We start from the raw sequence: 12896 nt of genomic DNA on the forward strand, positions 1-12896 counted from the left end.
ATGGAGCCTCCTCACGCCATGCCGCGCTGGATGAATTCGACGGCGATCAGCAGCAGGCAGACAGCCGCCAGCCCTCCGCTCGCGCCCGCGAACCATTTCAGCCTCTGCTTTTCGATGGCGGCCTGCCCGGCGTTCAGCGTCTGGCTGATCGATCCCACGACGGGGATGCCCGCGACGCGCTCCAGACGGGCGGCGGTCGGGAAAGTGCCCTTGAGCTGCCCGATGGCGAAGGCGACGCCGACTCCCGCGCCGATGCCCAGCACCAGCACGCCGATCAGCAGGATGGGGCGATTAGGCGCGATGGGCGCGGTCGGGGCGCTGGGCGGCGCGAGCACGCGGAACTGCACCGCGCCGGTTTCGGTCTTCACCTCGCCGCGCAGGCGGATTTCCTCGCGGTCGGACAGCAACTTGTCATATTGCGCCTTGAGCACGTCATAGTCGCGGGCGAGCTTTTCCTGCTCGGCGGCGATCCCCGGCTCATTGGTCTGGCGGGATGTCATGACGTTGAGGTCCGCCTGCAACTGCGCCTTGCGGGCATTGAGCGCCTGCACGGTCGCGGCCCGGTCGGCCTGCATGGACTTGAGCGAGAGATAGGCCGGGTTGGGCGTTCCGCCCGTTCCCGCCACAGCCCCGACGCCCTGCTTGCGGAGCGCGTCGACCTGCCGCTGCATGGCGATGACATCGGGATGGTCGGCGGTCCAGCCGCGCGAGCGCATGGAGGCCAGTTCCGACTGCGCCTGCGCCAGGGAGGAAGGGGCGCCCGCCGCGCCCACGCCGGGCAGGCTTTGCGGCGTGGCCGCCAACTGGCCGTTCATGGCGCTGAGCGCGCTTTGCGCCTGCACGAGCTGCGCGTCGATATTGCTGATTTCCTGCCGGGCCGCGTCCATGCGCTGACCGATGGAACCCGCGCCGGGGAGCAGGCCGATAAAGCGTTGCTCGAACTCCGCGCGGCGCTGTTCGGCGGCGGCGAGCTGCTTGCCGCGCTGCGCGATCTGCTGGTCGAGGAAGGCCAGGCTCTGCTTCGTTTCCGTGCGGTCGCTGGTCAGGTTCGCTTCCTGGAAGATGTCGATCATCTTCTGCACGATCTGCTGCGCGATGCGGGCATTTGCGCCGTCCGACAGGCTGCTGTCGGCGGAAATCGCGCTGATGTCGATCATGCTGGGATCGGCCTGCGCCATGATGGAGATATTCTCGCGCAGGGCAGTGATCTTCGCGGCCATGTCGCGGGGGCCGGAAATGCCCTGCGACAGGTCGGTGTCGCGCACGACCTTTTCCAGATTCTCCGCGCTGGCGAGCGTCTGGCGCAGGCGGTCCAGATCCTGCTGGGACTGGACCTGCGTGATGCCCACCTTGTCCTCCAGCAGCGACTGCGTGTTCACATAGACGCGCGCCTTGGACTGGTAGCTGTTGGGAATGAGCGCCACGCCCAGCCAGCCCAGCATGCACACGCCCCACGCCACCGCCAGCGCCACCCAGCGCCGGTTCCATATGCCATGGAGGATGACCAGAAACTCGTCGTAAAGACCCGCCATATCAGAACATGCTTTCCGGGATGATGATGACGTCGCCGGGCGACAGCGTGACGTTCGCCTTGCTATCGCCGCGTTTCAGGAGGTCGCCGATACGGACCTGATATTCGGTCTGCTTGCCGCTATCCCTGTCGAAGCGGACGAGCCGCGCCTTGTTGCCCGCCGCATATTGGGACAGGCCCCCGACCGCGATCATCGCGTCGAGCAGTGTCATGTTCGCGCGATAGGGGATGGAGGCGGGCTTTTCCGTCGCGCCGACGATCCGCACCTGCTGGCTGAACGTGCCGGAGAAATTGTTGACGATCACCGACACCAGCGGATTTTCGATATATTTGGACAGCGCCTGCTTGATGTCTTCCGACAGGATCTTGGGCGTCTTGCCCACGGCGGGCATGTCGGTGATGAGCGGCGTGGTGATGCGTCCGTCCGGCCGCACCTGGACCTTCGCGCCCAGTTCGGGATTGCGCCATACGAAGATGGTGAGTTCGTCGAGCGGGCCGATCACATATTCCTCGCCCGGCTTTTCCTCCGTGGCGACGAAGGATGCCGGCGGCAGTTGCGGCCCGCTGGCGCTCGACGCACAGCCCGACAGCACCATGGCCGAAAGCGATGCCCCGATGACAAGACTGGAAATCCGCTGAAAACCCATGATCTCACCTCTTTATGCGGCACGCGCCGGCGGCCGCCCAAGAGGTGAGGCAGGCCGGATCAGCGCATGGCTTCAACCTCCCTCATGCCCGCAAAGGGTAAAGATACCGTTAGGATTTGCAGCCCGTCGGATTCAGCCGATCAGAAGCTGTCCCGCACAGGGATGGCCCAGAAAGGCGGCCGGGCTGGCCGAGGCGCCATAGGCTCCGGCCAGGAAGACCGCGATCAGATCGCCTTCCTGCACCGGGGGCAGGGCCACCTTGTCGCCCAGCCGGTCGATGGGAGTGCAGAGGCAGCCGACCACCGTTACGGCCTCCGGATTCGGTTCCGCACCGAAACGATTCGCGACCGCGATGGGATAGTTGCGGCGAACGACGGTGCCGAAATTGCCGCTGGCCGCGAGTTGATGATGCAGGCCCCCGTCCACGACAACGAAAGTTTCGCCCATGCTCTGCTTCACGTCGACCACGCGGGTCAGATAAACGCCCGCCTCCCCCACCAGCCAGCGGCCCAGCTCGATGGCGAAGGCGCTGTCGCGCAGGATGTCGGCGCGCGCTTCCAGCGCATTGTCCAGCGCCGCGCCGACGGGGCGGATGTCGAGCCGCTGGTCGCCGGGGAAATAGGGCAGGCCGAAACCGCCGCCCAGATTGACGAGCGGCGGCACGGCGCCCGCTTCTTCCGACAGGCGCGCGGCGAGGATCAGGGTCGCGGCCTGCATGTCGATGATCGCTTGGCGGTCGAGCGCCTGGCTTCCTGCGAAGATGTGCCAGCCGCGCCAGTCCGCGCCCGCCCCCATCACGGTGCGAGCGAGAGCGGCGGCGCGGTCGGCATCGATGCCGAAGGGCTTGGCCCCGCCGCCCATCCGCATCCCCGATCCCTTGAGATCGAAATCGGGGTTCACGCGGACCGCGAGCTTCGGCCTGATCCCCAGACGGTCGCCGATGGCGAGCGCGCGACGCGCCTCCCCCTCCGACTCCAGATTGAGCGTCGCGCCATTCCGAATCGCCGCCGTCAGTTCATCATCGCGCTTTCCCGGCCCTGCAAAGCTGATATGCGCCGCGTCCATGCCCGCCTCCAGCGCAAGCGCAAGTTCTCCGCCCGACGCCACATCGAAGCCATCGACCAGCCCCGCCATGCGCGCTAGCAGCGGCGGATAAGGATTGGCCTTCATCGCGTAATGGATAGAGAGCGCATCGGGCATCGCCTCCCGCAAGGCGCGGACCTGCGCTTCCACGATCGCCATGTCATAGACGAAGAGCGGCGTGTCGCCCGCTTCGTCGACAAGGCTCGCCGCGCCGCAGCCGCCGATCAGCAACATGCCGTCCTCGGCGGAAAAATGCGGCGGGATCGGTCCCATCGGCTTCATGCGGCATGTTCCCGAGCCAAAGCCACGCGGTCGATCTTCCCATTGGGATTGCGCGGAAATCCGGCCAGCACGATGATCTCCCGAGGCTGCATGAAATTGGGGAGTTCGGCCTTGAGCCGCGCCTCCACCTGCGGCTTTACAGCCTCATCGCCCGCGCGCAACAGCAGCAATACCGCCTGCCCCAGCCTTTCGTCCTTCACACCCAGCGCGACGGCTTCGGCCACGCCTTCGACCGCGGCGGCGGCTTCCTCTATCTCCGTGGGGCTGATGCGGTTCCCCGCCGACTTTATCATCGCATCGTCCCGGCCGACGAAATAGAGCAAGCCCTCCTCGTCCCGCCGTACCGTATCGCCGGACCAGACAGCCAAACCGCCATAGCGCGAGGCAGGCGGCGCGGGGCGGAAACGCTCCGCCGTGCGGGCGGCATCGCGCCAATAACCCTGCGCGACGAGCGGCCCGCAATGGACCAGTTCGCCCGGCTCTTCGTCGTCGGTGAGGCTGCCGTCCGGGCGCACCACCAATATCTCGGCGAAGGGGATCGCCGTCCCCATGCTGTCGGGATGGCTCGCCACCAAAGCAGGCGGAAGATAGGTGGAACGGAAGGCTTCCGTCAGCCCATACATGGGATAGAGGTCGGCCTGCGGGAACAACGCCCGCAGCTTCGCCACCAGCGGACGGGTCAACGCGCCGCCGCTGTTGGTGAGGCGCTTGAGCTTCGCGGCCGTTGCCGCGGGCCAGTCCAGTTCGGTGAGCTGCACCCAGAGCGGCGGCACCCCGGCCAGCGTCGTGATGCCCCGCCGGTCCACCGCCTTCATGACGTCGCGCGGCGTCAGATAGTCGAGCGGAACGGCGCATCCGCCCGCAAACCATGTCGAAAATAGCTGATTCTGCCCATAGTCGAAGCTGAAGGGCAGGACGCACAGCGTGCGATCCTCCGGCGAGAGGCGCAGATAGCCGGCCACCGACACCGCGCCCAGCCACAGGTTCGCATGGCTCAGCATCACGCCTTTGGGCCGCCCGGTCGATCCGCTGGTATAGAGGATCGCGGCCAGATCGTCCGGCGCGGCGTCGCAGGGGCCTATCCCCTCCCCCCCCTCATGGCGGCGGCGGCGTCACCCTCAGGGTGGAGGTGGCATCCGGAGGGCACATCGCCCTCCCCCAGCGTATCGAGCCGCGCCGCCGTGCCGATCAGCAGCGCCGCGCCGCTGTCGGAGAGGATATGGGCGACCTGCGCATGTTTCAGCAGCGGGTTGATCGGGACATGCACCAGCCCGGCGCGCGGCGCGGCGAGCGGCATGAGCGCCGCCACCGGCCCCTTGGCGATCCAGCTTGCCACCCGTGCTCCTCGCTCCAGCCCGAATCCGGCGAGCCAGCCCGCCAGCCGTGCGAGAGCTTGCTCCAGTTCGGAGAAATCATGGCAGCCCGACCGGCCGTCCAGTGCCGGATGCGTGGGGTTTCCGCGCAAAAGCACATGATCGATGGGCCGTAACTCCACGTCGCCGAAGAGGGGGTCGCTTAACTTCATCTCCAGACTTTTCCTTTAGGCGCGTGGGACGTGCCGGGGAGATAGTGGTTTGGCGGTCGCAAGGGAATATCGGAGCTTCGCGGAGGTGCGGCCCGCACTGGCCGGGCGGCTCGATCGCGCCGCGACGCCCTGCCTGTTCGACCGGATCGACTGGTTCGAATCGCTCCATGGCCATTGTTTTGCGGATCGGCCCCCGCATGTGCTGCGGGTGACGGAGGAGGATGCGGAGCTTTGGCTGTTCCTGCTGCCGTCCGATACGCGCCGCCTTTCGGCCCTGGCGAACTGGTATAGTTTCCTTTGGAGACCGATCTTCCTGAGCGCGCCCGCTCTCCCGTTGCAGGCGGCATTGCTGGAGGCGGCGGCGCTTCATCTCCTCGCCGATCATGCCCAGATCGATTTCTACCCGGTGCAGGGCGAAGCCGAACAGATGCTGGCCGCCTTCCGCCGTGCCGGATGGTTCGCGGTGCGCCGCCCGATGGGTGGGCGGCATGTGCTGGACGTGAAAGGGCGCGATTTCGCGGCCTATTGGGCGCAGCGCCCGGGGCGGCTGCGCAACCAGGTGCGGCGCAAGGGCCGTGGCGCGCCCTTCGCCATCGACATATCCAAGCGCCTGACCGACGCCTTGTGGGACGATTATCAGCATGTCCATGCCCGCAGCTGGAAGGACGCGGAGCCGGGCCTTTCCTTCCTGCGGGCCTTGGCCGAGCGGGAAAGCGTGGCGGGCACGTTGCGGATGGGCTTTGCGCGGCGGGACGGGATGCCGGTGGCGACGCAACTGTGGACGGTGGAGAATGGCGTCGCGCTGATCCACAAACTCTCTCACGACCGGGCTTTCGACCATGGCTCGCCCGGCACCTTGCTCAGCCACGCGATGTTCGCCCATGCGATCGACGCGGACCACGTGGCGACGATCGATTATGGCACGGGCGACAATGCCTATAAGCGGGACTGGATGGACGAACGGGCGACGCTGCACCGCATCGACTGCTTCAACCCGCGCCATGCCTCCACCTGGATTCCGGCGGCGCGCACCGCGATTTCCGCGCTTGTCGGATAGATCGCGAGCCATTAAGCGACGGCCCATGCAGGCAGAAGATTCTCAGCCGGTCGACCGGATGGACGAAGTGGAGAACCTGACGCGCGCGCTGTTGCGCGACGTTCTGGGCCTGACGCAGGAAAGGGTCGATGCGTTCGAGGCGGACACGCCGCTTTTCGGAGCGCTGCCGGAACTGGATTCCATGGCCGTCGCTGGCCTGCTCACCGAAATGGAGGATCGCTTCCAGATCCTGATCGACGACGAGGATATCGACGGCGACACGTTCGAGACTTTCGGCACGCTGGTGTCCTTCGCGCGGATGAAGGTCGGCGGATAGTTTTCGGTTTGCTTTCGGCCAGCAGCGGACACTCCTTCATCCGTTCGGGCTGAGCGAAGTCGAAGCCTTCCACTGAGCGGAGCGAAGTGGCCTCCCTCCGGTCGGCCGTGCCCTTCGACTTCGCTCAGGGCGTACGGAATGAGGAAGGCGGACCGTCGCCAATCCCCCCTACTCCGCCGCCAGCGCCTCGAAATCCGCTTCGGCGAGGAATTTCTCGACGTCCAGCGCGGCCATGCATCCCATGCCCGCCGCCGTTACCGCCTGGCGGTAGATCTTGTCGGTGACGTCGCCCGCCGCGAACACGCCCGGGACGGCGGTGCGGGTCGTGCCCTTTTCCACCAGCAGATAGCCTTCGTCCATCGGCAGCTTGCCTGCGAACAATTCCGTCGCGGGCTGGTGCCCGATGGCGACGAACGCGCCGTCCGCCTCGATATGGCTGGCCTTGCCCGTCACCGTGTCGATCAGGTCGACGCCGACCAGCCCTTCGGGATCGCCGCCGCCCACGAAACGCGCGATCTTCTGGTTCCAGACCACCTTGATGTTCGGATGCGCGAACAGGCGTTCCTGCAGGATCTTCTCCGCCCGCAGCGAATCGCGCCGATGGATCAGCGTCACGTCATGGCTGTGGTTGGTGAGGTAGAGCGCTTCCTCCACCGCCGTGTTGCCGCCGCCGATCACGACCACCTTCTTGCCGCGATAGAAAAAACCGTCGCAGGTGGCGCAGGCGGACACGCCCTTGCCCTGAAGCAGCTGCTCGCCCTCCGCGCCCAGCCATTTGGCCTGCGCGCCAGTGCAGATCACCAGGCTGTCGGCGACATAGATGGTGCCGCTGTCGCCCGTCAGGCGGAAGGGCCGCTGCGAAAGGTCGACGTCCACGATCATGTCATAGACCATCTGCGCGCCGACATGCTCGGCCTGCGCCTGCATCTGCTCCATCAGCCACGGCCCCTGGATCACGTCCCTGAAGCCCGGATAATTCTCCACGTCCGTCGTGATGGTCAGCTGCCCGCCCGGCTGCATCCCCTGCACCACGATCGGCGCCAGCCCCGCGCGTGCGCCGTAAATGGCGGCGGACAGGCCGGCCGGGCCGGAACCGAGGATGAGCATGCGGGTGGAATGGGTAGCGGTCATGACGGTCTTTCGGCTGCGATTCGTTGTCGGGAAGGAGATAAGGCCCCCCCGCCTCCGCGCAAGCGTCAGTTGGCCATGCTTTTCCCTCTGCCCCTGATAGGCGAGCGATCAGCCCAGCACGTCGGGCAGGTCTTCGAAGCCTTTCCGCAGCGCGGCGGACCAGCTTTGGGACAGGGTGGCGAACTGCTCGTCGTCCGCCTCGATCCGGGTGCGGACGCGGAAGTCGAACGCATCCCGTTCGATCACCGCAAGGTCGAGGGGCATCCCCACCGAAAGATTGGATCGCAACGTCGAATCCATCGACACCAGCACCGCCTTCACCGCCTCCTCCAGGCTCGTTTCCCGCTGGATGATGCGGTCGAGGATCGGCTTGCCATATTTATGCTCGCCGATCTGGAAGAAGGGCGTGTCCTCCGTCGCCTCGATGAAGTTCCCGGCGGAATAGACGAGGTAGAGGCGCGGCTTGCCGCCACGGCGCTGGCCCGCGATCAGGATGGAGGCGTCGGCCGCCGATCCCTGCATCTCGATCGTGCTGCGATACTGGCCCTGCATGGCGCACATGGCCTCCCCCACGATCTGCGCCACGCGATGCATGGTCGGGCAGTTGAGGATGGTCTCCACATCGGGGTCGAGCGCCGAATCCTTGATCGCGCGGCCCAGCATCGACTTGACGCCCTGCGTGATCGACAGATTGCCTGAGCAGAGCAACGCGATGGCCCGCTCGCCCGGGTTCACATAGGTGAAGGTCTTCCGGAAGCGCGCGATATTGTCCATGCCCGCATTGGTACGGGTGTCGGACAGCATGACCAGTCCCTGATCGACGCGCACCGCCACACAATATGTCATGCTCCTGCGGCTCCCGAATGCCTGCCTATCTTTCCGGCATGGACGACGGGGCACCTTGCTGCTGCTGTTGCTGCAACTGCCGCTCCTCCAGCCCTTCCTCCGCCTGCGCGATCCGGACGTCCGCGTCAATCCACATATCGCCCGTCAGCGTGACGGACCCACGGATCGGCGCGGCGGCGTCCGCGTCCAGCCCCGACGCCACGCGCAGATAGCGGTCGGTGACGCAGACCTGATTGGACGGATCGAACCCGACCCAGCCAAGATCGGGCACCAGCGCTTCGGCCCAGCCATGGGTTTCGTGCAGCGCATCCCCCTCCTCCGCCAGCAGATAGCCCGACACGTAACGCGCGGGCATCCCGAGCGTCCGCGCGCCCGCGATGAATATCTGCGCATGGTCCTGGCACACGCCCGCGCCCAGGGCGAACGCTTCGGCCGCGCTGGTTTCCGTCGATGTAACGCCGGCGCGATAGCTCACCGCCTGCCGCACCGATGCCGAAAGGGCGTGAAGCCGATCCAACGGCGATCCTTGCTCCGCCACGGACATCGCCAGAGCGCGAATCCCGTCCGATGCGCGGGTCAGCGGCGTATCGCGCAGGAAATAGCGGGGATCGACCTGCCCCGTCGGCCATCCCAGGACGCCGTGGGTCTCCGTCGTTTCCGCCAGCCCTTCCGCCACGACGACCGCATGGTCGAGCTGGTCATGGCGGATCCACACCGCCTCCTTCTCGCCATAGCTGTTGGGATGGAAAGCGGTGACCGGATCACCGTTCACAATGACGCGCCATTCCCATATCTTCTGTTGCGGCGTGTCGACCGGCATCAGCTTCAGCCGCATGGCGACACGCCCCGCCGCCCCGGCATAGCGATAGACGGTCTGATGCCGGACGAGCAGTTTCATGGCCGACGTTCCCTTCCCCTAGCCGAAATAATAGGTCTGGGCGATCTCGAAGCCCAGCCGGTTGGTCATCTTCAGGCTCATCTGCACCGTTTCATGCAGGCCCCGGCGGAAAATCTCTCCACTGTCCAGCTCTTCCAGATCGGCGACCATCTCCTGCACCGTATCATGACAAGGGCCGCGCGAATCATGCCAGCCTGCGAGCCGATTGAGCCGATAGGCCAACTGGTCGGCGCAAAAGGCGACGCTGCGCGGGAACAGGCGATTGAGCATCAGGAAATCGGTGATCTGCCACGGCGTGTAGGTGCCGCCATAGACATGATGATAGGCCCGCGCGCCCGACAGGGCATAGAGCACCGAAGTCCACTGATAATGATCCCGATTGCCGCCGATCACCTCCGTTTCGGGGAGCAGCACATAATATTTGACGTCCAGCAGCCGCAACGTCATCTGCGCTCGCTCCAGCGCCCCGCCCGCGCGCAGGAAGTCATGCCCCTCGTTGCGAAGCTGCCCCGCGTCCGTCGCGCCCCGGAACGTCATCACCCGCGTCTTCACCCAGTCGATCAGCGCGGGAAGCTGCTGCCGCGCCTCCGCCACGTCATAGCTGTCGAGCTTGCGCCATCCTTCGTTGAGCGATTCCCACATGTCCTGCGTCAACATGGTGCGCGCTGACTTGGCGTTGGCGCGCGCCTTGAGCAGGCAGGATCGGATGGAGGACGGATTGTCCGGGTCCAGCATCAGATAGGATACGACATCGCTTTCCGTGACCGGCGTCCCAGTCGGAAACTGCTCCTCGCACCCCGCCGCGCGGACGACCGATCGCCACTCGTCGCGATGATGCGCGCCGGGCAGGATCGTCATGCGCTGCCCCATGGTGAGCAGCCGCGCGGTGGCCTCCGCCCGCTCCATGTAGCGGGCCATCCAGAAGAGATTTTCAGCGGTCCGGCTCAGCATCGCATCAATCCTGCAAAATCCAGGTGTCCTTCACCCCGCCGCCCTGGCTGGAATTCACCACCAGCGATCCTTCGGTCAGCGCCACGCGGGTCAGGCCGCCGGGCACCAGCCGGATCTGCTGACCGACGAGGCAATAGGGACGGAAATCGGCATGACGCCCCACCACGGCGGCAGGCCCAAGCGTCGGGACGGTGGACAGGTCCAGCGTCGGCTGGGCGATGAACTCGCCGGGATGGACCCTGATCCGGTCGGCATAGGCCTCGACTTCGGCAGTGGAGGATTTGGGGCCGATCAACATGCCGTAACCGCCCGAGCCATGCACCTCCTTCGCCACCAGTTCATGCAGATGCTCCAGCACATAGGCGCACTCGTCGGGCTTCGAACACTGCCACGTCTGGATATTGTCGAGGATCGGCTGCTCGCCCAGATAGAAGCGGATCATTTCCGGCACATAGATATAAACAGCCTTGTCGTCCGCGATCCCCGCTCCGGGCGCCGACGCCAGCGTCACGCCGCCGTTGCGGTAGACATGGAAGATGCCGGGGATGCCAAGCAGGCTGTCGGGCCGGAAGGTCAGCGGGTCGAGATACTCGTCGTCGATCCGGCGATAGATCACGTCCACCGCCTTCGGCCCCAGCGTGGTCTTCATCCAGACGCGGCCTTCATCGACGAACAGGTCGGCAGGCTCCACCAGTTCCACGCCCATCAGGTCGGCAAGGAAGCTGTGCTCATAATAGGCGCTGTTGAGCGATCCCGGCGTCAGCACCACGACCACCGGATCGCCCTTGCAGGCAGGCGGGGCGACTTCCTTCAGGCTCTTCAGAAGCTGGGCCGGATAATCGTCCACCGGTGCGACCAGCCCCTGCGCGAAAAGCTCGGGGAACATGCGCGTCATGATCTCCCGGTTTTCCAGCATGTAGGAGACGCCCGAGGGCGTGCGGCAATTATCCTCCAGCACCTCGAAGCGCGTCGGGCCGGTCCGCACGATGTCGATGCCGACGATATGGCTGTAGACCCGGCCCGGCGGCGTAAAGCCGACCATCTCCGCCAGATAGGCCCTGTTGCGGTATATGATCTCGGCGGGAATGATCCCAGCCTTGATGATCTCCCCCCGGTGATAGATATCGAGCAGGAAAGCGTTCAAGGCCCGCGCCCGCTGCTTGATGCCCCGATCCAGCACCCGCCATTCCTGCGCGGTGAAGATGCGGGGCAGCAGGTCGAAGGGGATCAGTCTTTCCGGGTCGCCCCCTTCCCCATAAACGGCGAAGGTGATGCCGATGCGGCGGAAGATCGCCTCAGCCTCCTCCATGCGACGATTGAGCCCGGCTATGCCGGTCCGTTCCACCCATTTCTGCACTTCGTCATAACAGGCGCGGACGGAACCATCAGGCTCAAACATTTCATGGAAGGGCAAAGCGTCGTTCCTCCCTCGGCCACAGGCCATTGTGCGTTGCAACATTAGTGCAATGCTGGCGCGGGATTGCAAGACAAAAATGCGCGAAGGCGCACCGCGGTGGATAAGGAATGGGAAAGTGGTAGCGGAGGACATTCGCCACCAATACAGTCCGACCATTCGATTTACCTGTTAAAATACTGAAATTTCTCAATAAAAATGATTTTCCGCCACTCACGGCACATCATTGTCGTTCGCGGCTGCTGGACGAGATGGAAGGCCGCGAAGCAGATTGCGATAACCGCGATCGCGCAAGGCTTGCCCCGCCTTGATGGCGCGGCATATCCGGCTGCGGAGATAGTCCGAATAGCCGTTCCAGTCCTCCCGGACGCGATCCTTTCCGAACAGCGCAATGCCGATCTCCCGCTGGGATGCTCCGGCGTCATGGCCATCCAGCACTTGCAGGATGAACGCCAGCCTGGCCCCGCGCGCATCGGGACCGTCATGGTCCGCACATTGCCTTCCCCGCCGTTGCAGATCGAGCAGACGGCGCAGCGTCCGCAACCGGGATTGCACGGCGCATCCGGCCAACGAAGCATGAAGCGCCACCGGCCCCCGCAACACCGTTCCCGTTTCGACATGGAGCCGGATGGGACGTGGCGGGCGGCCGATCTGCACATGCTCCGTCCCGCCTCTGTCGCGGAACACCGTGACGACTTGCCCAAGGTCCATAACGTCAAACGCATCCTCCGTATGATGCGGCGAAATAACCGCCACCGGCAGGACGGAAGGATCGACGGATGCAAGCCAGAATGGCGGCGCGGCCAAGGCGTCGTTATCGGGCGGAGCGGCGAATGGGCATCCCCACTCCGGCGAAATGCCAACAGCGGAAATCAGCGACAGCGGCGGCATCAGCCATCGCTCCTGTGTGGGCTTGGGAAGGCTTTGCACCGCTTTCCGATAGTCGGGATTGCGGCGCAGGAATTCCCATGCCCAGCCCGAACGGTCGAGATCGAGAAGCGGGCGATAACTGGCGGGATTGCGCCAATCGAGACGTTCCTGCCCGTCGATGAGATTTGCCATCGGTCATCCTCCTTCCGCGCGGATCGTTGCCGCACGAAACATCGAGGCTGGACCGAAAAGCCATTTCCCTATTCCACGAACGCGGCACCGATGGCAGCTTTATGCGCCCGATTGACGTGGCATAGAGCGAGCGAGGGCCGATGGCGGGCCGGG

Annotated in this window: 11 protein-coding genes and 1 pseudogene; 2 read left to right on the plus strand and 10 right to left on the minus strand. The window is 65.3% G+C overall.

Going from position 1 to position 12896, the window contains the following annotated elements; genetic code table 11:
• Positions 1-11: 11 nt before the first annotated feature.
• From SCLO_RS05800 to SCLO_RS05815, 4 genes and pseudogenes are all read right to left on the minus strand, one after another.
• Complete coding sequence (locus SCLO_RS05800) at positions 12-1532, minus strand: XrtA system polysaccharide chain length determinant (RefSeq protein ID WP_066520759.1); 1521 nt, start codon at positions 1530-1532, stop codon at positions 12-14.
• A 1-nt stretch (position 1533) separates the two neighbouring features.
• Positions 1534-2178, minus strand: coding sequence for an XrtA/PEP-CTERM system exopolysaccharide export protein (locus SCLO_RS05805; RefSeq protein WP_066520756.1), 645 nt, complete (start codon positions 2176-2178; stop codon positions 1534-1536).
• Between the two features lie 132 nt (positions 2179-2310).
• Entirely contained in the window at positions 2311-3543 is a 1233-nt protein-coding gene (locus SCLO_RS05810; RefSeq protein ID WP_066520754.1) for a pyridoxal-dependent decarboxylase, exosortase A system-associated, read from the minus strand.
• Positions 3540-5068: pseudogene (locus SCLO_RS05815) on the minus strand (acyl-CoA ligase (AMP-forming), exosortase A system-associated). Before SCLO_RS05815 ends, SCLO_RS05810 begins: the two are co-directional and overlap by 4 nt.
• A 49-nt stretch (positions 5069-5117) precedes the next feature.
• Between SCLO_RS05815 and SCLO_RS05820 the strand changes: the two are divergent.
• The gene (locus SCLO_RS05820; RefSeq protein ID WP_066520751.1) at positions 5118-6125 is read left to right on the plus strand and encodes a GNAT family N-acetyltransferase; all 1008 of its coding nucleotides are present in this window, start codon (positions 5118-5120) and stop codon (positions 6123-6125) included.
• Positions 6126-6150: 25 nt separating this feature from the next.
• The gene (locus SCLO_RS05825) at positions 6151-6441 is read left to right on the plus strand and encodes an acyl carrier protein (protein ID WP_066520750.1); all 291 of its coding nucleotides are present in this window, start codon (positions 6151-6153) and stop codon (positions 6439-6441) included.
• Between the two features lie 168 nt (positions 6442-6609).
• On the opposite strand, the gene trxB is transcribed toward SCLO_RS05825, so the two are convergent.
• From trxB to SCLO_RS05855, 6 genes are all read right to left on the minus strand, one after another.
• Positions 6610-7572, minus strand: a complete 963-nt coding sequence (gene trxB, locus SCLO_RS05830) for a thioredoxin-disulfide reductase (protein WP_066521832.1) — start codon at positions 7570-7572, stop codon at positions 6610-6612.
• 108 nt (positions 7573-7680) lie between these two features.
• The gene (locus SCLO_RS05835; protein ID WP_066521835.1) at positions 7681-8418 is read right to left on the minus strand and encodes a peptidase; all 738 of its coding nucleotides are present in this window, start codon (positions 8416-8418) and stop codon (positions 7681-7683) included.
• 25 nt (positions 8419-8443) lie between these two features.
• Positions 8444-9316: a transglutaminase family protein gene (locus SCLO_RS05840; RefSeq protein WP_066521838.1), complete on the minus strand. Its 873-nt coding sequence runs from the start codon at positions 9314-9316 to the stop codon at positions 8444-8446.
• Between the two features lie 18 nt (positions 9317-9334).
• The gene (locus tag SCLO_RS05845; protein ID WP_066521840.1) at positions 9335-10267 is read right to left on the minus strand and encodes an alpha-E domain-containing protein; all 933 of its coding nucleotides are present in this window, start codon (positions 10265-10267) and stop codon (positions 9335-9337) included.
• Positions 10268-10271: 4 nt separating this feature from the next.
• Positions 10272-11681: a circularly permuted type 2 ATP-grasp protein gene (locus SCLO_RS05850; protein WP_066521843.1), complete on the minus strand. Its 1410-nt coding sequence runs from the start codon at positions 11679-11681 to the stop codon at positions 10272-10274.
• Between the two features lie 213 nt (positions 11682-11894).
• On the minus strand, positions 11895-12743 hold the full coding sequence (locus tag SCLO_RS05855; RefSeq protein WP_066521847.1) for a DUF2285 domain-containing protein: 849 nt from the start codon (positions 12741-12743) through the stop codon (positions 11895-11897).
• Positions 12744-12896: the final 153 nt, after the last annotated feature.

The sequence above is a fragment of the Sphingobium cloacae genome (assembly GCF_002355855.1).
In the GTDB taxonomy this organism is placed as follows: Bacteria; Pseudomonadota; Alphaproteobacteria; order Sphingomonadales; family Sphingomonadaceae; genus Sphingobium; species Sphingobium cloacae.

Excerpts from the sequence above, each read along its gene's own strand:
- SCLO_RS05825 (WP_066520750.1), top strand. The coding sequence starts at position 6,151 with ATGCAGGCAGAAGATTCTCAGCCGGTCGACCGGATGGACGAAGTGGAG.
- SCLO_RS05810 (WP_066520754.1), bottom strand. The coding sequence starts at position 3,543 with ATGAAGCCGATGGGACCGATCCCGCCGCATTTTTCCGCCGAGGACGGC.
- SCLO_RS05855 (WP_066521847.1), bottom strand. The coding sequence starts at position 12,743 with ATGGCAAATCTCATCGACGGGCAGGAACGTCTCGATTGGCGCAATCCC.
- trxB (WP_066521832.1), bottom strand. The coding sequence starts at position 7,572 with ATGACCGCTACCCATTCCACCCGCATGCTCATCCTCGGTTCCGGCCCG.
- SCLO_RS05845 (WP_066521840.1), bottom strand. The coding sequence starts at position 10,267 with ATGCTGAGCCGGACCGCTGAAAATCTCTTCTGGATGGCCCGCTACATG.
- SCLO_RS05835 (WP_066521835.1), bottom strand. The coding sequence starts at position 8,418 with ATGACATATTGTGTGGCGGTGCGCGTCGATCAGGGACTGGTCATGCTG.
- SCLO_RS05805 (WP_066520756.1), bottom strand. The coding sequence starts at position 2,178 with ATGGGTTTTCAGCGGATTTCCAGTCTTGTCATCGGGGCATCGCTTTCG.
- SCLO_RS05800 (WP_066520759.1), bottom strand. The coding sequence starts at position 1,532 with ATGGCGGGTCTTTACGACGAGTTTCTGGTCATCCTCCATGGCATATGG.
- SCLO_RS05840 (WP_066521838.1), bottom strand. The coding sequence starts at position 9,316 with ATGAAACTGCTCGTCCGGCATCAGACCGTCTATCGCTATGCCGGGGCG.